This window comes from Pseudomonas sp. c313 (genome assembly GCF_055407145.1).
Map to the genome: position 1 here is coordinate 1 of NZ_JBUZRD010000010.1, position 25,393 is coordinate 25,393.

At 59.4% G+C, this 25,393-nt stretch carries 23 protein-coding genes; 12 read left to right on the forward strand and 11 right to left on the reverse strand.

Going from position 1 to position 25,393, the window contains the following annotated elements; genetic code table 11:
- Positions 1 to 414 precede the first annotated feature (414 nt).
- On the forward strand, positions 415 to 1,401 hold the full coding sequence (gene dusA / locus ACZRKZ_RS22090; protein WP_463982743.1) for a tRNA dihydrouridine(20/20a) synthase DusA: 987 nt from the start codon (positions 415 to 417) through the stop codon (positions 1,399 to 1,401).
- Positions 1,402 to 1,727: 326 nt separating this feature from the next.
- Positions 1,728 to 2,654: a transaldolase gene (gene tal / locus ACZRKZ_RS22095; RefSeq protein ID WP_133101572.1), complete on the forward strand. Its 927-nt coding sequence runs from the start codon at positions 1,728 to 1,730 to the stop codon at positions 2,652 to 2,654.
- A gap of 66 nt (positions 2,655 to 2,720) precedes the next feature.
- On the opposite strand, the gene rssC is transcribed toward tal, so the two are convergent.
- Together rssC and rssB are read right to left on the reverse strand one after the other, a co-directional pair.
- Positions 2,721 to 3,203, reverse strand: a complete 483-nt coding sequence (gene rssC / locus ACZRKZ_RS22100) for an anti-sigma factor antagonist RssC (RefSeq protein WP_133101573.1) — start codon at positions 3,201 to 3,203, stop codon at positions 2,721 to 2,723.
- A complete protein-coding gene (rssB, locus tag ACZRKZ_RS22105; RefSeq protein WP_149412914.1) occupies positions 3,203 to 4,384 on the reverse strand; it encodes a two-component system response regulator RssB in 1,182 nt (393 codons plus the stop codon). Before rssB ends, rssC begins: the two co-directional genes overlap by 1 nt.
- 278 nt (positions 4,385 to 4,662) lie before the next feature.
- Between rssB and ACZRKZ_RS22110 the strand changes: the two genes are divergently transcribed.
- Positions 4,663 to 4,962, forward strand: a complete 300-nt coding sequence (locus ACZRKZ_RS22110) for a PilZ domain-containing protein (RefSeq protein WP_133101575.1) — start codon at positions 4,663 to 4,665, stop codon at positions 4,960 to 4,962.
- Between the two features lie 59 nt (positions 4,963 to 5,021).
- On the opposite strand, the gene ACZRKZ_RS22115 is transcribed toward ACZRKZ_RS22110, so the two are convergent.
- Positions 5,022 to 5,708: an MlaA family lipoprotein gene (locus ACZRKZ_RS22115; protein ID WP_463969978.1), complete on the reverse strand. Its 687-nt coding sequence runs from the start codon at positions 5,706 to 5,708 to the stop codon at positions 5,022 to 5,024.
- 194 nt (positions 5,709 to 5,902) lie between these two features.
- Here ACZRKZ_RS22115 and ACZRKZ_RS22120 point away from each other — a divergent pair, with 194 nt between their 5' ends.
- Both ACZRKZ_RS22120 and ACZRKZ_RS22125 read left to right on the forward strand, forming a co-directional pair.
- Positions 5,903 to 6,514 carry an HAD family phosphatase gene (locus ACZRKZ_RS22120; protein ID WP_463969977.1) on the forward strand — a complete coding sequence of 204 codons (612 nt, stop codon included), beginning with the start codon at positions 5,903 to 5,905 and terminating at the stop codon, positions 6,512 to 6,514.
- A gap of 122 nt (positions 6,515 to 6,636) precedes the next feature.
- Positions 6,637 to 6,900 carry a DUF4404 family protein gene (locus ACZRKZ_RS22125; protein WP_133101578.1) on the forward strand — a complete coding sequence of 88 codons (264 nt, stop codon included), beginning with the start codon at positions 6,637 to 6,639 and terminating at the stop codon, positions 6,898 to 6,900.
- 37 nt (positions 6,901 to 6,937) lie between these two features.
- Here ACZRKZ_RS22125 and queF read toward each other — a convergent pair whose 3' ends face one another.
- Together queF and copI are read right to left on the reverse strand one after the other, a co-directional pair.
- Complete coding sequence (gene queF / locus ACZRKZ_RS22130; RefSeq protein ID WP_463969976.1) at positions 6,938 to 7,768, reverse strand: NADPH-dependent 7-cyano-7-deazaguanine reductase QueF; 831 nt, start codon at positions 7,766 to 7,768, stop codon at positions 6,938 to 6,940.
- Between the two features lie 69 nt (positions 7,769 to 7,837).
- A complete protein-coding gene (gene copI / locus ACZRKZ_RS22135) occupies positions 7,838 to 8,368 on the reverse strand; it encodes a copper-resistant cuproprotein CopI (RefSeq protein ID WP_463982744.1) in 531 nt (176 codons plus the stop codon).
- 157 nt (positions 8,369 to 8,525) lie between these two features.
- On the opposite strand from copI, the gene ACZRKZ_RS22140 reads away from it, so the two are divergent.
- Together ACZRKZ_RS22140 and ACZRKZ_RS22145 are read left to right on the forward strand one after the other, a co-directional pair.
- Positions 8,526 to 9,206 (forward strand): heavy metal response regulator transcription factor, encoded by a 681-nt coding sequence (locus ACZRKZ_RS22140; RefSeq protein ID WP_463982745.1) that lies wholly within the window; start codon positions 8,526 to 8,528, stop codon positions 9,204 to 9,206.
- Positions 9,206 to 10,567, forward strand: coding sequence for a heavy metal sensor histidine kinase (locus ACZRKZ_RS22145; protein WP_463982746.1), 1,362 nt, complete (start codon positions 9,206 to 9,208; stop codon positions 10,565 to 10,567). The genes ACZRKZ_RS22140 and ACZRKZ_RS22145 overlap by 1 nt, the downstream gene beginning before the upstream one ends.
- A gap of 8 nt (positions 10,568 to 10,575) precedes the next feature.
- Here the strand turns inward: ACZRKZ_RS22145 and ACZRKZ_RS22150 are convergent, their stop codons facing one another.
- From ACZRKZ_RS22150 to ACZRKZ_RS22160, 3 genes are read right to left on the reverse strand one after another with little or no spacing between them, the layout of a single operon-like run.
- Complete coding sequence (locus tag ACZRKZ_RS22150) at positions 10,576 to 11,820, reverse strand: lipoprotein-releasing ABC transporter permease subunit (protein WP_350614572.1); 1,245 nt, start codon at positions 11,818 to 11,820, stop codon at positions 10,576 to 10,578.
- A gap of 59 nt (positions 11,821 to 11,879) precedes the next feature.
- Complete coding sequence (lolD, locus tag ACZRKZ_RS22155; protein ID WP_463982747.1) at positions 11,880 to 12,563, reverse strand: lipoprotein-releasing ABC transporter ATP-binding protein LolD; 684 nt, start codon at positions 12,561 to 12,563, stop codon at positions 11,880 to 11,882.
- Between the two features lie 7 nt (positions 12,564 to 12,570).
- Positions 12,571 to 13,821, reverse strand: a complete 1,251-nt coding sequence (locus ACZRKZ_RS22160; RefSeq protein WP_463982748.1) for a lipoprotein-releasing ABC transporter permease subunit — start codon at positions 13,819 to 13,821, stop codon at positions 12,571 to 12,573.
- A 94-nt stretch (positions 13,822 to 13,915) separates the two neighbouring features.
- On the opposite strand from ACZRKZ_RS22160, the gene ACZRKZ_RS22165 reads away from it, so the two are divergent.
- A complete protein-coding gene (locus ACZRKZ_RS22165) occupies positions 13,916 to 14,500 on the forward strand; it encodes a PilZ domain-containing protein (RefSeq protein ID WP_463969970.1) in 585 nt (194 codons plus the stop codon).
- Between the two features lie 66 nt (positions 14,501 to 14,566).
- The gene (locus ACZRKZ_RS22170; RefSeq protein ID WP_463982749.1) at positions 14,567 to 15,289 is read left to right on the forward strand and encodes a glycerophosphodiester phosphodiesterase; all 723 of its coding nucleotides are present in this window, start codon (positions 14,567 to 14,569) and stop codon (positions 15,287 to 15,289) included.
- Positions 15,290 to 15,331: 42 nt separating this feature from the next.
- Here ACZRKZ_RS22170 and sthA read toward each other — a convergent pair whose 3' ends face one another.
- Positions 15,332 to 16,726, reverse strand: coding sequence for a Si-specific NAD(P)(+) transhydrogenase (gene sthA / locus ACZRKZ_RS22175; RefSeq protein ID WP_463969969.1), 1,395 nt, complete (start codon positions 16,724 to 16,726; stop codon positions 15,332 to 15,334).
- A 189-nt stretch (positions 16,727 to 16,915) separates the two neighbouring features.
- The gene (locus ACZRKZ_RS22180) at positions 16,916 to 17,887 is read right to left on the reverse strand and encodes an FAD:protein FMN transferase (RefSeq protein WP_463982826.1); all 972 of its coding nucleotides are present in this window, start codon (positions 17,885 to 17,887) and stop codon (positions 16,916 to 16,918) included.
- 313 nt (positions 17,888 to 18,200) lie between these two features.
- On the opposite strand from ACZRKZ_RS22180, the gene tcuC reads away from it, so the two are divergent.
- Positions 18,201 to 19,490: a tricarballylate/proton symporter TcuC gene (gene tcuC / locus ACZRKZ_RS22185; RefSeq protein WP_463982750.1), complete on the forward strand. Its 1,290-nt coding sequence runs from the start codon at positions 18,201 to 18,203 to the stop codon at positions 19,488 to 19,490.
- 64 nt (positions 19,491 to 19,554) lie between these two features.
- Here the strand turns inward: tcuC and ACZRKZ_RS22190 are convergent, their stop codons facing one another.
- Positions 19,555 to 21,018: a glyceraldehyde-3-phosphate dehydrogenase gene (locus tag ACZRKZ_RS22190; RefSeq protein WP_463982751.1), complete on the reverse strand. Its 1,464-nt coding sequence runs from the start codon at positions 21,016 to 21,018 to the stop codon at positions 19,555 to 19,557.
- A gap of 340 nt (positions 21,019 to 21,358) precedes the next feature.
- Between ACZRKZ_RS22190 and mfd the strand changes: the two genes are divergently transcribed.
- Together mfd and ACZRKZ_RS22200 are read left to right on the forward strand one after the other, a co-directional pair.
- Positions 21,359 to 24,808: a transcription-repair coupling factor gene (mfd, locus tag ACZRKZ_RS22195; protein WP_463982752.1), complete on the forward strand. Its 3,450-nt coding sequence runs from the start codon at positions 21,359 to 21,361 to the stop codon at positions 24,806 to 24,808.
- A 10-nt stretch (positions 24,809 to 24,818) separates the two neighbouring features.
- Positions 24,819 to 25,388, forward strand: a complete 570-nt coding sequence (locus tag ACZRKZ_RS22200; RefSeq protein ID WP_463969965.1) for a CsiV family protein — start codon at positions 24,819 to 24,821, stop codon at positions 25,386 to 25,388.
- Positions 25,389 to 25,393 lie beyond the last annotated feature (5 nt).

Genomic DNA, 25,393 nt, shown 5'->3' on the forward strand with positions numbered 1-25,393 from the left:
CCTCTGTTGCTGTCAAGCGGTTATTTTAAGAAGTTTTCAAAGTTTCCTCTGCAACTTCAACCACTTGCGCTTCCGATCTCTCGTTAGCGGGAGGCGAATAATACAGGATTAAATCCTGCGGTCAACCACCCTCCTCAATCTTTTTTTGCATCGAGCCACTCCGCCTACAAACCGCACGCTTCGGACCCGAATTGACTTGTAATACAGCTACAAGTTAGCGGCCTTTCAGCACTCTCGTACCGAGAGGCTCGCCCCTATACATGAGCCCGCGCAGCGCCGCCCGCGCTCCAGGTGATGACGCTGGCGGAACAGCGGACCGAGAATGCACCGGACCAGAACAATAGCCGCCTCCCAACACCACCACCTCATCCCTGATAAACTGCGATCCTTCGCCTTTCTGATTCAGATCCCCCAATGTCCCTACAAACTGCTTCACTCTCCCGTCGCTTCTCCGTCGCCCCAATGATGGATTGGACCGACCACCACTGCCGCTTCTTCCTACGCCTACTCTCCAAACACGCCCTCCTCTACACCGAGATGGTCACTACCGGCGCCATCCTCCACGGCGACCACGAGCGTTTCCTGCGCCATAACGATGCCGAACACCCGCTCGCCTTGCAGCTGGGCGGTAGCGTCCCGGCGGACCTAGCGGCCTGCGCTCGCATGGCCCAGGCCGCTGGTTACGATGAGGTCAACCTCAACGTCGGCTGCCCCAGCGACCGCGTACAAAACAACATGATCGGCGCCTGCCTCATGGCTCACCCGGCTCTGGTAGCAGATTGCGTGAAAGCGATGCGTGATGCGGTATCGATCCCGGTGACTGTGAAGCATCGGATCGGGATCAATGGCCGGGACAGTTATCCTGAGCTGTGTGATTTTGTCGGGCAAGTGAAGGACGCGGGCTGCACCAGTTTTACCGTGCATGCGCGGATTGCGATTCTGGAGGGGTTGTCGCCCAAGGAGAATCGGGACATCCCACCGTTGCGTTATGACGTGGCGGCGCAATTGAAACGCGATTTTGCTGAGCTTGAGATTATCCTCAACGGTGGGATCAAGACGCTGGAAGAGTGTGAGGAGCATTTGCAGACGTTTGACGGGGTGATGCTGGGCCGCGAGGCCTATCACAACCCATATGTGCTGGCCGAAGTGGATCAGCGGCTGTTTGGGGCTACAGCGCCGGTGATCAGTCGGGCCGAGGCGTTGGCGCAGTTGCGGCCTTATATAGCAGAGCATCTGGCGATAGGGGGCTCGATGCATCACATTACCCGTCACGTGCTGGGGTTGGGCACGGGCTTCCCGGGGGCGCGGAAGTTTCGGCAGTTGTTGTCGGTGGATATTCACAAGGCCAGCGATCCGCTGGCCTTGTTGGATCAGGCGGCGGAGCTGCTGGAGGGGCGGTAACTGAACAGCCCGGAAGCCTGACGGAGCGCAGTCGCTCAATTGGGGGCGCTTCGCACCCCAGCGGGAGTAAGCTCCCTCGCCACAAGGGCTGGGTTGGCCGATATTGTGTGGGGAGTCATGGCCATCCCTGGCTAATCACTCCTTTAAGCTAATCGTCGTTGGGTTGAACCTGTCCCGCCTTTTGCCCTCCTATTTACCAGCAAGGCCCGCCATTCAAACAACCGTTTTCAGGTTGTTGCCGCTGTGGGCCGTTGAACGCATTCGCGCCCTTGAGCGGCTGTCGGCGCTCGGGTAATGTCATCAGACCCATAGGACAGAGCACGCCCATGACTTCCAAGCTGGAACAACTCAAGCAAATGACCACTGTGGTTGCCGATACCGGCGACTTCGAAGCTATCGCTCGCGTCAAGCCGGTGGATGCCACCACCAACCCTTCGCTGCTGCTTAAGGCGGCGTCCATTGCGGGTTATGCCAAGTTGCTGGACGAGTGCGTTGCTGACTGCAATGGCGACGTCGGCCTGGCCAGCGACCGTTTTGCAGTAGCCGTCGGCCAAGAGATTCTGAAAGTAGTACCCGGCCGTATTTCCACCGAGGTGGATGCGCGCCTGTCGTTCGATACCGATGCGGTGCTCAAGCGCGCACATCGCTTGATTGACCTGTACGAAAAGGCCGGCATTGGCCGTGACCGCGTGCTGATCAAGATCGCGTCCACTTGGGAAGGCATCCGCGCCGCCGAACAGCTGGAAAAAGAAGGCATCCAGACCAACCTGACTCTGCTGTTCTCCTTCGCCCAAGCCGTGGCTTGTGCTGAAGCGGGCGTATTCCTGATTTCGCCATTCGTGGGCCGTATTTACGACTGGTACAAAAAGGCTAATGGCAACGACTACACCGGTACCGATGATCCGGGAGTGCAGTCAGTAACGCGCATCTACAACTACTACAAGGCAAATGGTTACAAGACCGTGGTGATGGGTGCGAGCTTTCGCAACCTGAGCCAGATCGAGGAGTTGGCCGGTTGTGATCGCCTGACCATCAGCCCCGACCTGCTGGAGAAGCTGGCAGCCGACAATGGCAAACTGGAGCGCAAACTGGCGCCGGGCCATGCCGGTGAAGCTCGTGTGCATATGACCGAAGCGCAGTTCCGTTGGGAATCCAACGAAGATGCGATGGCCACCGAGAAGCTGGCCGAGGGCATCCGTCAGTTTGCTCGTGACCAGGAAAAACTCGAAGTGCTGTTGACCGCAAAGCTGTAAAACCGACGGCAAAAAGGGCGGCACCCTCGCGGGCCCGCCCTTTTTCGTGGCTGCAATTCTATAAGATCAATGCCGCTCCAGCGCATTCACCAGGTCGTGGAACGCCTCGCGATTGGAGTCGTTCAAGCCCATCAGGATCTTGTGAGCTTCCAGCACCTTGATCCGTACCACTTCCTCGGATTGATCCTGGGACGGCAGGTCGGTGAGGCATTCCGTGCACGGGATCGGGCGATCAACAATGTTGAACACTTGATCGAAGCCCATGGACTGCAAGAGCCGGGTGATGTCTTCGTGGGTGGTGACGACGGTCGGCAGCAGTCCGACCTTCTGCCGAGACAGAATGGACAACTTGGCCAACAGCCCAAGGGTGGTGCTATCGATGCTGCGGGTTTCGGTCAGATCGATCACGATCGCCGAGAAGTTCAGGGCAGTGAAAATCCGCTCAATCGTCGCATCCAGCGCCGAACACAAGGTCAGACGCACTTCACCGACAAATTTCAGGACAAAGGTCCCGTCTTGCTCGGCGAACTGGATTCTTCCGGTACTCATCAAAGATTCCTGCTCAACACCAGTAGGGCGATATCATCCGGCATCTCCCCCAGCGTGGCCAATCCAAAAACCTGCCGCAGGCCATCCAGGCTGCCGCCCGCCGACCTGACCCGTTGAGGCAAGGCGGCTTCTTTCTCTTTGAGTGTAGGCTCTGGCAAAAGGTCCAGAATGCCATCGGACATCAGCGTCAAGCTGAAGGTCGGCGGCAGTTCCAATACGTGGTCTTCGTAGGTGGCTTCATTGAACAAGCCCACTGGCAAACCACGCCCTTCCAGATAACGAACACTGTCCGGAGTATACAAAACCGGCAATGGCAGGTGACCGCCAATGCTGTAGGTCAGAAGACCCGTTTCTTCATCAATCACGCCGCCCACCATCGTCACGTGCTTGCCCAGCTTGCAGCTGATCAGGCCTCGGTTGATGTGGCCCAGCACTTGCGAAGGAGTGAACTCTGGCAAGGTACCGTTGCGCTTGGATTCGAACAACAGCCGTGTGGTCATGAATTTCAACAACACGGTCACGAACGCAGAAGATGCACCATGGCCAGAAACATCAGCCAGGTAGAACGCGACACGCCGCTCATCAACGCGGAAGTAGTCGACAAAATCACCCGACAGATACAGCGACGGGATGATCTGGTGGGCAAACTGGAACTCGTCGATGGTCCACGGGCTGACCGGCAGCATGTTCATCTGCACCTGGCGACCGGCGTTCTGGTCTTCCTGGAGCAGGTTCAGGCTGGCTTCGAGTTCTCGGTTGGCGGTTTCCAGCTTTTCGCGGTAGCGCTGGTTTTCCAGCAGCAGGCGCGAACGATCAAGGGCACGGCGCACCGAGTGCTCCAGCACCGCCAGGTCTTCCAGGGGTTTGATCAGGTAATCGGCGGCGCCCAGGCGCAAGGCCTCAACAGCATCGTTCATCACGCCAGCACCCGACACGACAATGACCGGCGTCTGCGGGGAAAGGTCGGTGACTTGGCGGATCAGTTCGAGACCGCCCACCTGAGGCATGCGCAGGTCGCAGATCACAAGGTCGGGCTTGTCGCGCCCGAACACCTGAAGACCCTGGAGGCCATTGCTGGCCTGCAGGACGCTGAAGCCACTGTCTTCCAAATAGGCCGCGAGGCTCGCACGCACTACTTCGTCGTCATCGATTATCAGCAGCGTGGCACTGGTTTTCTGCATGTGGGCAAACGGCGCCAGAATTAGGTTGGCGTAGGCAGACAGGCTTTGGCCTGGCTCACACTACTGGATTCGCTTTCTAGCCTCTCTGTCCTACAAAAACATGAGTTTTTAACCCACGCACAAAGGTAAAGCAGAGGTGCCCTTCTAAGGCGCAGACGGTACTCCCATCCGCCAGGGGTTTCAAGCTCATGCCGATGGTCGCCAGACGTCTTTACATCGCAAATCACCGGGAGTTATAAGAACAGACAAAACCACAATGCAATGGAAGGATGAAACCTATGAGCGGAAACGAGCGTGACTACGCTGAGAAGCGTGATTTCATTCGCATGCGGGTGGATGCTGAGGTATCTCTTATCCATGCAGGGCAAGTCATTGCCGCCACGTGCGTGGACCTTTCCAGCTCGGGAATGCAGGTGCAGGCGCCACAGCTATTCAAGATCGGGGACAAGGTAAGCGTACGCATCGACTCCGAGCATGCCGCACTCAAAGGCCTGGAGGCTGACACCGAAGTGGTGTGGGTACAGAAACTGGATGATGGCCAACAGAAGCTCGGCCTGTCGATCCTGAAGATGGACTGAAATCAGCACATACAAAAAAGGCGACCCGAAGGCCGCCTTTTTCATTTAAGGCTTAAACCTTAAAAATCGTCCACAACCTTGCCATCTTTTACCTTGAACTCGCGGTTCTGCAGGTAGGCATTGCGGATGAAAGTGTATTTGTCGCCGTTGATAAGCTTTTCAGCAGACAGCAGGCTGGCACGGGTGTCGACGATGTCGAGCCCCATGGTGCTGTTGCGCCACCCAATGTCATTCATGTAGCGGTACGGTTCGGTGAAGCTGTCCACATACTTGGACGGCGCGTCACGCAGGGTGCTTGGGCCCAGTAGCGGCAGCATTACATACGGACCGCTGCCGACGCCCCAGTAGCCGAGGGTCTGACCGAAGTCTTCGTCATTGCGCTGCAACCCCATTTTAGTGCCTACATCGATGACGCCCAGCACGCCGAACGTGGTGTTCACCAGCAAACGGGCGGTATCGACGCCAGCGGCGTGGGGTTTGAGTTGCAGCACATTGTTGGCAAGGTTGCCGACGTCGCCGATATTGCGGAAGAAGTTGTGGACACCGTCTTCAACAAACTGCGGGGTGATCCACTGATAGCCTTGAGCCAAAGGCTTGAGGGCATAAGTATCAATGGTGTCGTTGAAGGTGAAGATCGGGCGGTTGACGCTTTCCCATGGATCGTCTTCCGCGGCCTGGGCGGCAAAAGGAACCAGCAGGACACTGGCACACACGGATAGCTGAGCTAGACAATGGCTCCAGCGCATAGCTTGAACTCCTTGAATGATCTGTCACGGGCGCTATGCCCTGAATTAGGCGTCAGTATATGACGGAAGTGTTAGATTAGGCAGCCTTAGGGAAATGTCATTCATAAAATGTACAAAATCCCTACAATTGGAATTGATGTAACCTGCCTGTCACCCACGTCCGATAGCGTCACTGCTATTTCAGGGACGTCGATATGCCCCACGCCGAGATTGTTGTCGCCAGCGCCCCGTCCTTGACCGCCGTACTGTTTGGCCTGAGTGGCTGCCTGGTGGACTTTGGTTCCCTGGCCCGCGCCGACATCGCTCCCGGCACCGAAACCCACGCCACCCCCGGCGCCTTGAAGATCCTGCAATCCCTAGAAGAACAAGGCATCCCCTGCGCCTGGCTGGATGAACTACCGGTAGCCGTCGCCACGCCCCTGGCCGGCGTGCTGCCTCGCTGGATTAAAGGAGCGACGCCCGCTACCACCCGCTGGCCCGCACCCCACGCCTGCTGGCAAGCCTTGATGGACTTGAACATCGAACGCCTGGAAGGTTGCGTTCTGGTCAGCGGCGAACCACGCCTGCTGCAGTCGGGGCTCAACGCCGGGCTCTGGACCATAGGCCTGGCGTCGTGTGGCTCCCTGTGCGGGCTCTCCCCTGCACAATGGCAGGCGCTGAGCGAGCAGGAGCGCGAGCACAAACGCGCCAAGGCAACGATGGCGCTTTACGGACTGGGGGTGCACTCGGTAATCGATCACTTGGGCGAGTTGGGTACTTGCCTCGCGGATATCAGCCTGCGGCTGCTCAAGGGCGAGAAACCCTGAGCGGCAGATTGATCAAGATCATGCACTGCACGCGGGAGTGGATTAATCTACAGGCCAGACCATAGACCTTTATCGGCGTGCCGCGGTCTATGCCAATGCCTATCGATAAAAGGAAGAACGCCATGCCTGCCCGCGAACTGCAAGAACAGCTCAATACCCTGCGCGAGCAATTGGAGCAGAATCCGCCGCTGTCGGAAGCCGAGCGTGAAAATCTGCAAGAGTTGATGGCTCAGATTGAGCTGGAACTGAACCTCGAAAATACCACCCAGAATCCCAGCCTCGCCGACGGCGTGAACCTCGCGGTAGAACGTTTTGAACTGGAACACCCAGCCATTGCAGGGACCTTGCGCAACATCGTGTTGACCCTGGGCAATATCGGGATCTGACACAAAAAGCCCCGCGATCAAGCGGGGCTTTCCAGTGTTACTGGCGGGCCAGACGCAAGTTCTGGAACTCCACCGCCTCGGTACTGCGGTACGGATTGATATCCAACCCACCCCGACGTACATACCGTGCATACACCGTCAATTTCTCCGGTTTCAGCAAGCGCTGCAAATCCAGGAAGATCCGTTCCACACACTGTTCATGAAAGTCCGAATGCTGGCGAAAGCTCACCAGGTATTCCAGCAGGCTGGCGTGATCCAACGCCGCGCCGCGATACTCCACCGCCACGCTGCCCCAATCAGGCTGGCTGGTCACCGGGCAGTTGGATTTGAGCAGATGACTGTGAACGCTCTCCTCCACAATGCGCGACTCATCACAACGCAACAGTTCCGGACGCGGATGCTCGTAGTTGCTGACGCTGATATCCAGATCATCAATGCACACGCCTGGCAGACTGCCCACGCCTTCGGCTTCCACATCGCCAAGGCTTCGGATTCGCACGCCAACCGGTTTTCCGGCGGCGGTGCCCAAGTCCGTACGCAAGGTAGCCTCAAGGCTTTGCGTATCGACAAACGCCGTCTGATTCAGCGAGTTGAGGTAGAGCTTGAACGATTTCGACTCGATGATGTTCGGCGAATCGGCCGGGATGCTGAATTCACCGATAGCCACCACCGGCTTGCCGGACGGCAACAGCCAGGACAACTCAAAGCAGTTCCAGAAATCCACACCCTTGTAAGGTAGCGTGTCGGCGCTCAGGCCGAGCTCGGCCCACTTGGCGGCACGGGGAATTGGGAACAGCAATGAAGGGGTATAGGTAGAAATGTATTCACTGGACTTGCCCAGCGGCGAATGTTCGGCTGCGGGATGCATGGCGGAAACCTGGCTAAATAAACCCCGCCAGTCTACCAGCCTTTGCTCCCGCCTTTGAACGCCAGGTGCTTACTGGCTGACGGTGAGCTTGCCCACCATGCCCGCCTGATAGTGCCCGGGGATGTTACAGGCAAACTCCAAGGCACCAGCCTTGCTGAAAATCCAGGTCAGCTCCGCGGTTTTGCCTGGTTCCACCAGCACGCTATTGGGGTCGTCGTGTTTCATGCCGCCCATGTTGCCATGGCCCATGGTGCTGTGGTCCATATTGCCCATCTTCACGCCCGTCGCCGTCAACATACCGCTGGCCTGCATCTCCAGCATCTCCTTCTGATGACTGGCGTGCATGGCCGCGTCGCCGAGATTGAATTCATGAAGCAACTGGCCTTTATTGACCAGTACGAAGCGCACGGTCTCACCGGCCTTTACATCGAGGGACTTGGGCGAAAAGGAATTGTCCTGTAGCACCACCTCCACCGTACGCGTGGCCTTGGTGGCAGGCGCAGCCGCGCCGAAAGCATAGGTGTGAGCCCCGGATGCCAGGACTGGAGCACTCAACACCAGCAAGCAGCCCGCTAACAGCCAGGATTTACGTAAAAACATGTTCATTCTCCAGAAAGTTTGGAATTAGCCTATGGAAAACTCTACGGATGCGCCGCTGCCAGCCAGCTGACTGTTAGATTACAACTTTGTCAGGTTGCGCCTGCTCCGTGGCGCTCACGGTATAAAGCCTGCTGTTACCCGTTGCCATGAGCCACCCATGAAACTACTGATCGTCGAAGACCAACCGAAAACCGGTCACTACCTGCGCCAGGGCCTCGCCGAAGCTGGGTTCAACACCGAGTTGGTGGCCGACGGCACCACCGGCCAGCACCTGGCACTGACCGGCGACTACGACCTGTTGATCCTCGATGTGATGTTGCCGGGCCGTGATGGCTGGCAAATCCTCCAGGCAGTGCGCAGCGCCGGGCTCGACATCCCAGTGCTGTTCCTCACCGCACGAGACGCCGTGGACGACCGGGTCCGCGGCCTGGAGTTGGGTGCCGACGATTACCTGGTCAAGCCCTTCGCCTTCTCCGAGCTACTGGCACGGGTGCGCAGCCTGTTGCGCCGTGGCAGCAGCGCGCCCCAGGAAACCAGCCTGCAACTGGCCGACCTGCGCCTGGACCTGATTCGCCGTCGGGTAGAGCGGGATGGCCAGCGCATCGACCTGACGGCCAAGGAGTTTTCCCTGCTGGAACTGCTCTTGCGACGCCAAGGCGAGGTGTTGCCCAAGTCGCTGATTGCTTCCCAGGTCTGGGACATGAATTTCGACAGCGACACCAACATCATCGAAGTAGCTATCCGCCGGCTGCGCCTGAAAGTCGACGATAGTTTCCCCAACAAGCTGATTCATACCGTGCGCGGCATGGGGTATGTGCTTGAGGAGCGGGTCAATTGATGAAGCGAATTTCCCTGGCCAGCCGCCTGGCGCTGCTCTTTGCGGCGTGTACGGCCGTGGTGTCACTGTTGGCGGGCGTGCTGTTCAACCATGCCAGTGAGACGCACTTTATCGAACTGGATCAGCAGTTGCTCGACGGCAAGCTGGTGGCCCTGCGCAGCGGGCTGCAAGGCGCCGACACGCCTGAGCTATTTGCCCAACGGGAAACTGCACTTCGAGAGGAACTCAGCCACCAACCCGACCTGTCCCTGCGGATCAACGCCGCCGATGGGCAGCGCTGGTTCGACAGTTCGCCGGCGATTCCCCTCGACTTGCCAGCAGCCCCCGGCCTGCACAGCCTGCAAAACGCTGGAACGGACTACCGCGTGTATAACGCAACGTTAGTGCCTGGCAACGCTGGCTCCCCACAATTGACCCTAATGCTCGACATCACCCACCACCAACACTTCCTGCAACGTATGCAGCACCTGATTTGGCTGACCGTCGGGCTCTCGGCCCTGGCCACCGCCCTGCTCGGCGCCTGGGCAGCCCGCAGTGGGTTGCGCCCCTTGCGCCAGATGAGCGAAGTGGCAGGCCGCGTGTCCGCACACTCCCTGGCCCAGCGCCTGCCTCATGAACAAATGCCCGTAGAACTGGCGGAACTGGCCCAGGCCTTCAACGCCATGCTCCGTCGCCTGGACGATGCCTTCCAGCGACTCTCGGCGTTCTCCGCCGACATCGCCCATGAACTGCGCACGCCGCTGTCGAACCTGCTGACCCACACTCAGGTCATCCTCACCCAGCCCCGGCTTCTGGAGGACTACCGCGAGGCGCTGCACAGCAACCTGGAAGAACTGCAGTGGATGGCACAGTTGGTCAATGACATGTTGTACCTGGCCAAGGCGGACCATGGGTTGCTGGTTCCCAAGCGCGAACCCTTGGTGTTGGGCGATGAAGTCGATGCGTTGCTGGAGTTTTTTGCGCCGCTGGCGGAGGACACTCAAATAAGTTTGCTTCGGGACGGTACCGCCAGCACGGCGGGCGATCGAAGCATGCTGCGCCGTGCACTGTCCAACCTGCTGGATAACGCGCTGCGCTTTACCCCGCAGGGTGGCGAGGTCAGGGTCAGGATGAACGAGGCCACCCAAGGTGTGACACTGAGTGTGGAAAATACCGGGCAAGGCATTCCCCAGACATTGCTGCCGAGGTTGTTTGATCGGTTCTACCGGGCGGACCCGGCCCGGCATGAGGGGAGCAGTGAACATGCCGGGCTTGGACTGGCAATTACCCAGTCAATTGTGCGGGCCCATGGCGGGCAGATTCGGTGTGAATCAGGCACCGGGTGGACAAGGTTTGTCATTGAGCTGCCCAAGACAGCCTAACGATCAAGTCAGGAATACCTCAGCGCATGCGCCGGCTCAATCTTCGCCGCTCGATACGCCGGATAAATCGTCGCAAGGAAACTCAACACAAATCCGGCACCGCAAATCAGCAGCACATCGCCACCTTGCAGCTCCGAAGGCAGGTTGCTGACGAAATACACATCGGAACTGAAGATGTGCTGCCCCGTCACCCGCTCCATCCAACCCACCAGCTCACTGACATTCAGCGCCGCAATTACACCGAGTACTCCGCCGATCAAGGTACCGACAATACCGATCACCGTGCCCTGGACCATGAAGATCGCCATGATCTGCCGGGGCGTGGCGCCGATGGTACGCAGGATCGCGATGTCTGCGCCCTTGTCGTTCACCACCATGATCAAGGTGGCGATGATGTTGAAGGCGGCAACGGCGACGATCATCAGCAACAGCAGGCCGATCATCGTCTTTTCCATCTTCATCGCGCTGAACAGGCTGCCCTGGGTGTGCGTCCAGTCGTCCGCCTTGTAGTCTGCGCCGAGGCTGGCAGCGATGTCCGCCGAAACCTTGGGCGCCGCATACAGATCTTTCACGGCAAGGCGCACGCTTTGCACCTGGTTCGGTTCCCAATGCTGCATCTGCGCGGCATCGGCGACGTGGATCAAGGCCATGGAGCCATCCAGCTCGGCACCTACCTTGAACACACCGACCACATTCAAACGCTGCATGCGCGGGGTGATGCCACCGGGAGCGCTGCTGATTTCCGGGACGATCAGCGTCAGTTTGTCGCCGACATTCAGTCGAAAGCGCCGGGCAGTGATCTCGCCGATCACTACACCGAACTCGCCAGGCTTCAGATCATCAAGACGGCCCTGGACAATATGCTGGGCAACGATGGAGACCTTGCCTTCCTGAGCCGGATCAACTCCGCTGATCTGGATCGGCTGCATCGACCCCTTATAGGACAGCATGCCTTCCATTTCGGTGAACGGCACGGCGGCGGTCACTTCGGGGTTTTTCATCGCGGCAGCGGCCACCGGCTGCCAATCGCTGATCGGATTGACGCCAACGATGGTGGCATGAGGCACCATGCCGAGGATGCGCGTGCTCATTTCGCGCTGGAAGCCGTTCATTACCGACAACACCACGATCATCGCCAGCACGCCCAGGGCGAGGCCGATCATCGAGGTCATCGAGATAAACGAAACAAAACGGTTGCGGCGCTTGGCGCGGGTATAGCGCGTGCCGATGAAAATCGATAACGGTCTGAACATTCGCGGGCACCGTTGAAAAAATAGAGAACTCGGGCGCGGGCGCCCGGGTTTGACACAGGTCAGATGGCGACCAGATGACCTTCCTGCAGGTGCAACACGCGGTCCATCTGCCGGGCCATGCTCATGTCATGGGTCACCACCAGGAACGCTGTGCGCATCTGGGTGCTCAGTTCCAGCATCAAGTCCTTGACACCCTGGGCGGTGTGGGAGTCGAGGTTACCGGTGGGCTCATCGAGCATCACCAGGCCTGGGTTGTTGACCAGGGCGCGGGCAATCGCCACACGCTGGCGCTCGCCGCCGGACAGTTCCGACGGTTTGTGCTCCAGACGATGACCCAGGCCAACCCGCTCCAGCAACGCCGTGGCCCGCTGACGAGCTTCAGGAATAGCGGTCTTGCCGATCAACAGCGGCATGCAGACGTTTTCCAGGGCGGTGAACTCTGGCAGCAAGTGGTGGAACTGGTACACAAAACCCAGCGACCGATTGCGCAACTGGCCGCGCGCCTTCTCGTTCAAGGCAGACAGCTCTTCACCGGCCAGCCAGACGCTGCCCTGGGATGGTGTATCAAGACCGCCCAACAGGTTGAGCAAGGTGCTTTTGCCGGACCCTGAACTGCCGACGATCGCGACGCGCTCGCCCGGATGCAGTTCAAGTTGCAGGTTGGACAGCACCACCACGGATTCCGGGCCTTCCTCGTAGGATTTGCCCAGGTTGCGGCAGCTCAGGATTGCTTTTTCACTCATGCCCGATTCACTCATAACGTAAAGCCTGCGCTGGCTGGGTACGTGCCGCGCGCCAGGCTGGATACAGGGTGGCAAGGAAACTCAGGACCAACGCGGCGGCGCCAACCATCAACACGTCCTGGCTCTGCACCTGGGACGGCAAGTAGTCGATGAAGTAGACGTCGGCGTTGAGGAACTTGTGGCCGATCAGTGTTTCCAGGGCGGCGATGGCGGCGCTGACGTTCAATGCGGCAAAAATCCCCACTGCCGTACCGATCAAGGTACCGACCACGCCAATCACCGTGCCCTGGACCATGAAGATCGCCATGATCTGGCCCGGCGTGGCGCCAAGGGTGCGCAGGATGGCGATATCGCCCTTCTTGTCGTTCACCACCATCACCAGGGTGGAGATGATGTTGAAGGCGGCAACCGCGACGATCAGCAGCAACAGCAGGCCGATCATGGCTTTTTCCATGCGGATGGCCTGGTAGAGGTTGCCGTGGGTACGGGTCCAGTCGCGGGCGTAGAACTGGCTTTCGCCCAAGTGCTGGGCGATTTCCCATGAAGTGCGCGGCGCGTCGAACAGGTCGTTGAATTTCAGGCGCAGGCCCTGGACCTGGTCAGGCTTCCAGCGGTGCAGGCGTGCCAGGTCGGTGAGGTTGGTCAGGCCGAGGAAGCCGTCGATCTCGCCGGCACCGACGTGAAACACGCCGACCACGGTGAAACGCTTCATGCGCGGGAACATGCCGGCCGGGGTCACGGTAACTTCCGGGGCGACAAAGGTCAGTTTGTCGCCGATACCCACGCCGAGCTTGGCCGCGGCCCTGTCGCCGATAACAATGCCGAAGCTGCCGGGCGACAAGTCGTCCAGTTTGCCCTGTTGCATGAAGTTATCGATGATCGAAACGTTGCGTTCCTGGGTCGGATCGATGGCATTGAGCAGGACTTTCTGCACCTTGCCGTCGTTGGTCAACAGGCCCTGCATCTGGGTAAAGGGCGCAACCGCCAGCACTTTCGGGTTCTGCTTGACCTTGTCGGCCAGGCTTTGCCAGTCACTGATGGGTTCACCGGTTTCGATGGTCGCGTGGGGCACCATGCCCAGTACGCGGGTGCGCATCTCATGATCGAAGCCGTTCATCACCGAAAGCACCACGATCATCACGACCACGCCAAGGGCGAGTCCGATCATCGAGGTCAAGGAAATGAACGACACAAAATGATTGCGACGCTTTGCACGGGTATAACGCGTGCCAATAAATACGAAGAGAGGTCTGAACATGTCGGGGCTTGTTCGAAGGAAAAGAAGACGTCCTTGTGGCGGGGTCAGGTAAGCAGCTTTACACTCAGACCATCACCGCTACCTTGGGTTCGCCATGTCGACATTAGATGAAGAAGATCGCCGCGAATACTACCGTATCGACGACATGATCGCACTCCAAATCAGCAGCCTGTCTGCCGCTCAAGCGCAGAGCAAGGAAATGTTGCTGGATGATTCCCAACTGTTCAATCTGCTCAGCGAATTGCACCTGAGTGAATTCGAATCCCAGCACCTGCTGCGCCAGATCGGCGAGCGCGACCGCACCCTGGCCGCGTTCCTCAAAGTGCAGAACAAACGCATGGACCTGCTCAGCCAGGTCATGGCGCAGAGCCTGCTGGGCGAGATCGGCGCACCGCAGCCGGTGGTCATCTCCGAAGGTGGCATCGAGTTCCAGCACCCCACGGCGCTGGCACCCGACAGTCATGTGGCGGTCAAGCTGGTGCTGATGCCCCAGGCGCTGGGCCTGCTGCTGCGGGCCAAAGTCACCCATTGCGATGCCAGGGGGGACCGTTTTGACGTTGGCACCGAATTCGAAGCCATGACCGACGCCCAACGCCAGCTACTGGCGCGCTATATCCTGCAGAAGCAGGCCCAGGAGCGACGCCTGGCACGGGAACAAAGCGAAGCCCAAGACACCTGAATTCGAATACCGTCTGGCACGCTGTGCCATTCATCCCGCCAGGACGCCTGGCGTAAAGGAGCAATTGTGACCCTGATTTATGGCCACCGCGGTGCCAAAGGCGAAGCACCGGAAAACACCCTGACCAGCTTTCAGGAATGCCTCAAGCACGGCGTTCGACGCTGCGAACTGGACTTGCACCTGTCCATGGACGGCGAGTTGATGGTCATCCACGACCCCACCCTCAAGCGCACTGCCGAGCGACGCGGCAAAGTGGTTGAGTATTCGGCGGCTGACCTTGTGAAGATCGACGCACGCAAGGGCGGCCCTGGCTGGGTCAATCCGTGCCCGATTCCGCGCCTGGAAGAACTCTTCGAACAGTGCGATTTCGACCACTGGCAACTGGAAGTCAAAAGCGCCTCACGCACCCGCGCCGCCACCACAGTGTTGGCGATCAGGGAAATGACTCAGCGCTTTGGCTTGATGGACAAGGTCACGGTGACCTCAAGCTCGCGGGAAGTATTGAAAGCGGCGCTGGACCTAACCCCAGACCTGTCTCGCGGGCTGGTCGCCGAATACGCCTGGCTCGACCCATTGAAGGTCGCGCAAAGCTATGGCTGTGAGATTCTGGCGTTGAACTGGACGTTGTGCACCCCTGAGCGCCTGGCCAAAGCCCAGCGCCAAGGGCTGCACGTGTCCGTGTGGACAGTCAACGAACCGGCGCTGATGCGCAGGCTCGCCGACTTCGGCGTAGATAGCCTGATTACAGACTTTCCCGGTTTGGCCACTGCCACCCTCGGGAATTACTGAAATCGGTCTCCCCGGCCGGCTCAGGCCACCGGCCGGAGCCGCTCAAAAAAGCCGGTTGAGGCCGTCGTAAGCCGCTACTCGATAGGCTTCAGCCATGGTCGGGTAGTTGAACGTGGTGTTGACGAAATACTTGAGGGTATTTTGCTCACCCGGCTGGTTCATGATCGCCTGGCCGATGTGCACGATCTCCGAGGCCTGGTAGCCGAAGCAATGCACGCCAAGGACTTCCAGAGTCTCGCGGTGAAACAGTATCTTCAGCATGCCCTGGGGCTCACCGGCGATCTGTGCGCGAGCCATGCTCTTGAAGAACGCCTTGCCCACTTCGTAAGGCACCTTGGCCTTGGTCAGCTCGTGCTCGTTCTTGCCGATGGAGCTGATCTCGGGAATGGTGTAGATCCCGGTCGGCACATCGTTGACGTAACGCCAACTGCCGTTGTCGACAATACTGCCAGCGGCCGAGCGGCCCTGGTCGTGGGCGGCACTGGCCAGGCTCGGCCAGCCGATCACGTCACCGGCACCGTAAATATTGGTCACGCAGGTGCGATAGTTCTCGTCCACCTCGATCTGGCCACGGCTGTTGACCTTGACCCCGACGTTCTCCATGCCCAGCTTGTCGGTGTTGCCGGTACGGCCGTTGCACCAGAGCAAGGCGTCGGCCTTGATCTTCTTGCCGGACTTCAAATGCAGAATCACACCGTTATCCAGGCCTTCAACGCGGTCGTATTCCTCGTTGTGGCGCACGGTGATGTTGTTGTTGCTGAAGTGATAGCTCAACGCCTGGGAAATTTCCGAGTCGAGGAAGCTCAGCAACTGGTCACGGTTGTCCACCAGCTCCACCAGTACACCCAGGCCGCTGAAAATCGAGGCGTATTCACAGCCAATCACGCCGGCGCCATAGATGATCAGTTTGCGCGGGGTGTGGCCCAGGCTAAGAATGGTGTCGCTATCGTAGATACGCGGGTGGTGGAAATCGATATCGACCGGGCGGTACGGACGCGAGCCAGTGGCGATGATGATGTGCTTGGCCACCAGTGTTTCGACCACGCCATTGGCGCAGACCACTTCGATGGTTTGCTCATCGGCGAAGCTGCCGGTGCCGAAGAACAGATCGACGCGATTGCGGGCGTAGTAGCCGGTACGCGAGGCGACTTGTTTGGCGATGACTTTTTCAGCGCTCTTGAGCACGTCCGGGAACGAGAACCAGCGCGGCTCACCAATGGCCCGGAACATCGGGTTGGTGTTGAACTGCATGATCTGGCGCACCGAGTGACGCAAGGCCTTGGACGGGATGGTACCCAGGTGGGTGCAGTTACCGCCAACCTGGCGACGGCTATCGACCATCGCCACCTTGCGCCCTGCTTTCACGGCGTTCATCGCCGCACCTTCTCCAGCTGGGCCGGAACCCAGTACCACCACGTCGTAGTTGTAGACAGCCATGCGTACTCCTCAGAACAGGCCAGGCGCACGGTTGGGCGCCTGGCTAAATCATGCCGCGGCCAGCGGTCATGAAGGATCAATGTGGCTCAGGTGTGTGAACCAGGGCACAGTCTATATAAGCCTCAGCGCCGCGCACATTAACCCTTGGTCGCGTCGTAGGCCAGTTTTGCCTTTACTACACAATGCTTGTTATGGCTTGGGCGCCGTCAATAGCTCAAAGGCCTTGTTGCTGCGTGTGACGAAACCAGTCCCCTCGCGCATCACAAAAAATGCCGCAATCTGGTGTTTTTCTGCGTATTCCCAGCCTTGTTCAGGCCCCAGTACCAGTAACACTGTCGACAGGCCATCGGCCATCAACGCCGACGGTTGCAGCACCGTGACCGACGCCAACTGATGGGAGATCGGCGCGCCAGTACGGGCATCCAGGGTATGGGAATACCGGCGACCATCCTGCTGGAAATAATTGCGATAGTCACCCGATGTCGACACACCGAAGCCATCCACGGCGATGATGCGCTCGGCGATTTGCTGGTCGTCGCGGGGCTCTTCCAGGCCCACGCGCCAGGTTGATCCGTCGGGCTTGCGGCCAGCAGCCTTGAGTTCGCCGGTGGCTTCGGCAAGGTAGTCGCGGACGCCCAACTGGTTCAGCCGCTCGGCGATACGGTCTACCGCGTAACCGGCGGCGATACTGTTGAAGTCCACCTCAACGGCGGCGTCCTTGCACAGTTGATTGCCATCGATGCGCAAATGCTGGTGGCCGACACGTTGGCGGGCATCGGCAAGGGTCGTGGCGTCCGGGATTTTTATCTCCCGAGCCTGGGGGCCGAAGCCCCAGAGGCTCATCAACGGCTCGACCGTCAGATCGAAAGCACCATCGCTGGCCTGGGACAATTGCTCGCCCGTGCGCACCAGATGCAGGATCGGCTCCGGCATCCGCTGGCAGCTGTTGGCCGGCAGGTCGTTGAAACGCTCGATGTCGGAATCACTGCGGTAGGTCGACATCTGCCGGTCGACCTCGCCGAGAATAGCTTCCACCTGCCGCTGGACCTCGGCTGGTTCCGGCGTACCGGGGCCGCGGACGTACTTGATCGAATAGGTGCTGCCCATGGTTGGGCCGCCAAAACCTTCCAGGGTCTGGGCAGCGTTACAACCCGTAAGCATTACCAAACAAACAACCACTACATCGCGTAAACCGCCCATGGGCATCAAACCTTATCTCTATCGAACTGACTGAGCCTGTACTCAAACACAGCTTCAGGACTGGCCATTATGCGGCATTCAGCCGCCCGCGATATCGCTCCAGAAAAAACAACAGCAGCGGTAATTAGCCAGCTTGCTAACGGTTTCTGTTGCCCGTGCCGCGAGATACACATATCGTTACAAAACTGTTCAGAGCAGCCTCGCGCCAAGACTTTGCAGCCAGGACGAGTAGCAACCAGGGATTTCCAACAAGATAGCCAGTTGAGTAAACGACATGTCCACCACGGGCAAAGGCAAGGCGATCTTTCGCGTTGTCAGCGGCAACTTCCTTGAAATGTTCGACTTCATGGTCTACGGCTTCTACGCCACAGCCATTGCCAAGACCTTCTTCCCTACCGACAGCGCCTTCGCTTCATTGATGCTGTCTTTGGCCACCTTTGGTGCCGGGTTCCTGATGCGCCCGCTGGGGGCGATTTTCCTCGGTGCCTACATCGACCGTCACGGCCGTAAAAAAGGCCTGGTGATCACCCTGGCAATGATGGCTGCCGGTACGGTGCTGACTGCCTGCGTTCCAGGCTACGCCACCCTGGGAGTGGCCGCGCCGTTGATCGTGCTGTTTGGCCGCCTGCTTCAAGGCTTCTCTGCCGGTGTCGAGCTGGGAGGTGTGTCGGTGTACCTGGCGGAAATCGCCACACCCGGCCGCAAGGGCTTCTTTGTCAGTTGGCAGTCCGCTAGCCAGCAAGCCGCAGTGGTATTCGCTGGCCTCTTGGGCGTCGGCCTGAACCACTGGCTAAGCCCGGAAGAAATGGGTGACTGGGGCTGGCGCGTGCCGTTCCTGATCGGTTGCCTGATCGTGCCAGTGATTTTCGTGATTCGTCGTTCCCTGGAAGAAACACCGGAATTCCAGGCCCGCAAACACCGCCCTACCCTGCGGGAAATCGTCCGATCCATCGGCCAGAACTTCGGCATTGTGCTCGCTGGCATGGCGCTGGTGGTGATGACTACCGTGTCGTTCTACCTGATCACCGCCTACACCCCGACCTTCGGCAAGGCCGAATTGCACTTGTCGGACTTCGACGCGCTGCTGGTAACCGTGTGCGTCGGCATCTCCAACTTCATCTGGCTGCCGGTGATGGGTGCGGTGTCCGACAAGATCGGCCGTAAACCGCTGCTGCTGGGCGCGACCATTCTGGCAATCCTCACCGCTTACCCGGCGCTGTCCTGGCTGGTAGCCAACCCGAGCTTTACGCACCTGCTGATTGTCTTGTTGTGGCTGTCGTTCCTGTACGGCTCATACAACGGCGCCATGGTCGTAGCACTGACCGAAATCATGCCGGTAGAAGTGCGTACAACCGGCTTCTCCCTGGCCTACAGCCTGGCGACCGCGACCTTCGGCGGCTTTACCCCGGCGGCCTGTACCTACCTGATCCATGTGCTGGACAACAAAGCAGCACCGGGGATCTGGCTCAGTGGTGCGGCGGTGTTGGGGCTGGTTGCAACTCTGGTGCTGTTCAAGGGTAATCGCCATGAAGTGCGCACCGCAGAGGCCGCTATAGCTCGCTAAGGGGTTAAATCGCAGATAAAAAAACGCCCCGACTAATCGGGGCGTTTTCATTTACCGCTGATGCTTAGCGCGGGAACGCTGGCGGGTTGACCCCGGCCATGTCTTCCATCACGCGAACCACCTGGCAGCTGTAACCGAACTCGTTGTCGTACCAGACGTACAGAACAGCGCGGTTGCCTTGGCAGATGGTCGCTTCAGCGTCCACCACGCCAGCATGGCGCGAGCCAACGAAGTCGGTGGAGACCACTTCCTGGGAATTGACGAAGTCGATTTGCTTATGCAGATCAGAGTGCAGCGCCATGTAGCGCAGGTACTCGTTCATCTCTTCACGGGTGGCTGGCTTCTCAAGGTTGAGGTTGAGGATAGCCATCGACACGTTTGGCGTCGGCACACGGATCGCGTTACCGGTCAGCTTGCCAGCCAGCTCAGGCAGGGCCTTGGCAGCGGCAGTGGCAGCACCGGTCTCAGTGATCACCATGTTCAGCGCGGCGCTACGGCCACGGCGATCGCCCTTGTGGAAGTTGTCGATCAGGTTCTGGTCGTTGGTGTACGAGTGAACGGTTTCGACGTGACCGTTGAGGATGCCGAACTTGTCATTCACAGCCTTGAGCACCGGCACGATGGCGTTGGTGGTGCAGGAAGCGGCAGACACGATCTTGTCGTCAGCGGTGATTTCAGCGTGGTTGATACCGTGAACGATGTTCTTCAGCTTGCCTTTGCCAGGCGCGGTCAGAACAACGCGGTCGATACCCGGGCAGGCCAAGTGCTGACCCAAGCCCTCGGCATCACGCCACACACCGGTGTTGTCCACCAGCAGTGCGTTCTTGATGCCGTACTGGGTGTAATCCACCTCGGTCGGGTTCTTCGCGTAGATCACCTGGATCAGGTTACCGTTGGCGGTGATGGTGTTGTTTTCTTCGTCGATGGTAATGGTGCCGTTGAACGAACCGTGTACCGAATCGCGACGCAAGAGGCTTGCGCGCTTGGTCAGGTCGTTGTCGGCACCTTTACGCACAACAATGGCACGCAGGCGCAGGCCGTCGCCGCCACCGGTTTTTTCGATCAGGATGCGCGCCAGCAGGCGGCCGATACGACCGAAACCGTACAGGACAACGTCGGTGCCTTTACGGGCGCAAGCGCCCTGCTGGCCAACCACATCGGCCATTTCTTCACGGACGAACTGCTCGGCAGTTCGGCCATTGCCCTGGGCCTTGAACTTGACGGCCAATTTACCGAGATCCACCGAAGCCGCGCCGAGCTTGAGCTCGCTCATGGCTTTAAGCAGAGGGAATGTTTCGTGGACGGAAAGTTCGACATCGTCAGACTGACGGTGGCGAGCAAAGCGATGAGCCTTGAGAATCGCGATGACTGACTGGTTGATCAGGCTGCGGCCATAGATCGAGCTAACCACGCCGTTATTGCGGTATAGCTGACCGATAAGTGGAATCATCGCTTCCGCAAGTGCTTCACGGTCGATCCATTCACCAAGACACTGGTCGGGCTTCTGAGTCACGGGAACCTTCCACATGTAGGGGCTGAAAAAAGGGGCTACATTATGCCGCCCAGTCGCCCTCTGAGCAATGCGCGCGCCACAACAAAACCCTTTGCGAAAAACACACACCCCGCGCCAGCCCAGTAAATACGCGGCTTTCAGGACACCCCCAAAGCGAGAGCCCTTGGCCACTTGTCCGTAACCCTCCGAAACATATGGCTAATCCGGCACTACATATTGAGCTAAATGACCCCATTGTTTGTCTTAGCCACTACATTTCCCTCAATACGTATTAGGCACAGTCTACAACTGACAGGCGGCACCCGAGGCCGTTACAATTACCGACTTTGTCGCAACGCTTGGAGCTCAACCTTCCGTGCCCGTTCTGCGTCTACCGCTACTCCCTGCCGCGGCAGGTAAACAGCACTGGGGCAATCTCCCTGGTGCAGCCCTGAGCCTGGCGATTGCCGAGGCTGCCAGCGCTGCCAAGCGCTTCACCTTGCTGCTGACCGCCGACAGCCAAAGCGCCGAACGGCTGGAACAGGAGCTGAGTTTCTTCGCCCCGGACTTGCCGGTGCTGCACTTTCCCGACTGGGAAACCCTGCCCTACGATCTGTTCTCGCCGCACCAGGACATCATCTCCCAGCGTATCGCCAGCCTGTACCGGCTGCCGGAACTGGCTCATGGCGTGCTGGTGGTGCCAATCACCACTGCCCTGCACCGCCTGGCACCGACCAAGTTCCTGCTGGGCAGCAGCCTGGTGCTGGATATCGGCCAGAAGCTCGACGTCGAGCAAATGCGCACACGGCTTGAGGCCAGCGGCTATCGCTGCGTCGACACGGTGTACGAGCATGGCGAATTCGCGGTACGCGGAGCGTTGATCGACCTGTTCCCGATGGGCAGCAAACTGCCGTACCGGATCGACCTGTTCGACGACGAAATCGAAACCCTGCGCACCTTCGACCCGGAAAACCAGCGGTCCATCGATAAGGTGCAGTCGATCAAGCTGCTGCCGGCTCGGGAATTCCCACTGCAAAAAGACGCCGTCACCCGCTTCAAGGCGCGTTTTCGCGAGCGCTTTGACGTGGACTTCCGCCGCTGCCCGATTTTCCAGGACTTGAGCAGCGGGATTACCCCTGCCGGTATCGAGTACTACCTGCCGCTGTTCTTCGACGAAACCTCCACCCTCTTCGACTACCTGCCCCAGGACACCCAGGTGTTCTCCCTGCCGGGCATCGAACAGGCCGCGGAGAACTTCTGGAGTGACGTGCGCAACCGTTATGAAGAACGCCGCGTCGATCCCTCCCGGCCTTTATTGCCACCCGCCGAGCTGTTCCTGCCGGTGGAAGACTGCTTCGCCCGGCTGAAAAATTGGCCGCGAGTGGTCGCCAGCCAGCAGGATGTGGATACCGGCGTCGGCCGCGAACGCTTCCCGGCGCAAGCCTTGCCGAACCTGGCCATCGAAGCCAAGGCCAACCAGCCACTGGAAGCCCTGTCCAATTTCCTCGCTGACTTCCCCGGCCGCGTGCTGTTTACCGCCGAATCCGCTGGCCGGCGTGAAGTTCTGCTGGAGCTGCTGGAACGCTTGAAGCTGCGGCCGAAAACCGTCGACAGCTGGCCGGATTTCATTGCCGGTAAAGAGCGCCTGGCGATCACCATCGCCCCGCTGGACGAAGGTTTGCTGCTGGATGATCCGGCCCTGGCGCTGATTGCCGAAAGCCCGCTGTTCGGTCAGCGGGTGATGCAGCGTCGCCGTCGGGAAAAACGTGCTGACGGCAATAATGACGCGGTGATTAAAAACCTCACCGAGCTACGCGAAGGCGCGCCGGTGGTGCATATCGATCACGGTGTCGGCCGCTACCTGGGCCTGCAGACCCTGGAAATCGACAACCAGGTCGCCGAATTCCTCACCATGGAATATGCCGAGGGCGCCAAGCTCTACGTGCCGGTCGCCAACCTGCACCTCATTGCCCGCTACACCGGCAGCGACGACGCCCTGGCGCCGTTGCACCGCCTGGGCTCCGAAACCTGGCAGAAAGCCAAGCGCAAGGCCGCCGAACAAGTGCGCGACGTCGCCGTCGAGCTGCTGGATATCTACGCCCGCCGTGCGGCCCGCGAAGGCTATGCCTTCGCCGATCCAAAAGCCGACTATGCGACCTTCAGCGCCGGCTTCGCCTTCGAAGAAACTCCAGACCAGCAAACCACCATCGACGCCGTGCGCGCCGACATGCTCGCGCCCAAGCCGATGGACCGCCTGGTCTGCGGCGACGTGGGTTTCGGCAAGACCGAGGTGGCGATGCGCGCCGCCTTTATTGCCGTGCATGGCGGTCGCCAGGTGGCGATCCTGGTACCCACTACCCTGCTCGCTCAGCAGCACTACAACAGCTTTCGCGACCGTTTTGCCGACTGGCCGGTGACCGTGGAAGTGATGAGTCGCTTCAAGTCGACCAAGGAAGTGAATGCGGCCATTGCCAATCTGGCCGAAGGCAAGATCGACATCGTCATCGGCACCCACAAGCTGCTGTCGGACGATGTGAAGATCAAGAACCTGGGCCTGGTGATCATCGACGAAGAACACCGCTTCGGTGTCCGTCAGAAGGAACAGCTCAAGGCCCTGCGCAGTGAGGTCGACATCCTGACTCTCACCGCCACGCCAATCCCGCGAACGCTGAACATGGCCGTGTCGGGCATGCGCGACCTCTCGATTATCGCCACGCCGCCAGCGCGGCGCTTGTCGGTGCGCACCTTCGTCATGGAACAGAACAAAAGCACGGTCAAGGAAGCCCTGCTGCGCGAGTTGCTCCGTGGCGGCCAGGTCTACTACCTGCACAACGACGTAAAAACCATCGAGAAATGCGCCGCCGACCTTGCCGAATTGGTGCCGGAAGCGAGGATCGCCATCGGCCACGGGCAGATGCGCGAGCGCGAACTCGAACAGGTGATGAGCGACTTCTACCACAAGCGCTTCAACGTGCTGATCGCCTCGACCATCATCGAGACCGGCATCGACGTACCGAGCGCCAACACCATCATCATCGAGCGCGCCGACAAGTTCGGCCTGGCGCAGTTGCACCAGTTGCGCGGCCGGGTCGGGCGCAGTCACCACCAGGCCTACGCCTATTTGCTGACGCCACCGCGCCAGCAAATCACCTCCGACGCACAGAAGCGCCTGGAAGCCATCGCCAATACCCAGGACCTGGGGGCCGGCTTTGTACTGGCCACCAACGACCTGGAAATTCGTGGCGCCGGCGAGTTGCTGGGCGACGGCCAGAGCGGGCAAATCCAGGCCGTGGGTTTCACCCTTTATATGGAAATGCTCGAACGAGCGGTGAAAGCCATCCGCAAGGGCGAGCAGCCGAACCTCGATCAACCCCTCGGTGGCGGCCCGGAAATCAACCTGCGCTTACCGGCGTTGATTCCCGAAGACTACCTGCCGGATGTCCATGCACGGCTGATCCTGTACAAACGCATTGCCTCGGCGACCGACGAAGAAGGCCTAAAAGACCTGCAAGTGGAAATGATCGACCGCTTCGGCCTGTTGCCGGAACCGACCAAGAACCTGGTGCGCCTGACCCTGCTCAAATTGCAGGCCGAGCAGTTGGGGATCAAGAAGGTCGACGCCGGCCCTCAGGGCGGGCGCATCGAGTTTGAGGCGCAAACCCCGGTGGACCCGCTGGTACTGATCAAGCTGATTCAGGGCCAGCCCAACCGCTACAAGTTCGAAGGGGCTACGCTGTTCAAGTTCATGGTGCCGATGGAACGCGCCGAAGAGCGCTTTAATACATTGGAGGCGCTGTTTGAGCGACTCATCCCGAAATCTGCTTGAAGGACGCCCCATGCGCCTGTTCCGTATCCTGAGCCTGTTGTTGGTAGTGGTGTGTGCACCTGCGGCATTTGCCGATAGTTTGTATCAGGTGGAAATGATCCTGGTCCGCCAGAATGCCGAGCCGGTGATCGGCAGCCGGGCGGCGCCGGAAGACTGGGACGCCGGGGCGCCACGCCTGGGCAGTGACAAAATGAGCCCGCCGCGCCTGAACAACATCGTCGACAAGCTCAACGCCGACAGCAACTACACCGTGCTGCTGCACAAGGCCTGGGAACAGAGCCTCGGCGAGCAGCCGGTCAATATCGCCATCAGCGACGGTGCTGAGCAGTTCGGCCAGTTTCCCCTCCAGGGCACCCTGAAGCTGCAACTTGGGCGCTTTACCGACGTGGACGCGAGTTTCTGGATCAACCAGTTCGACAACAATGGCAACGTAACCGCCAGCGAACACCTCAAGCAAACCAGCCACACCAAGAACAACCAGCTCAACTACCTGGATAACGGCCAGCTGGCGCTGCTGATCAAGATCACTTCACTGACCGCCAAGCCGCCCAGCGCTGCACCGCCCGATGTTCAGGACTGATCCAG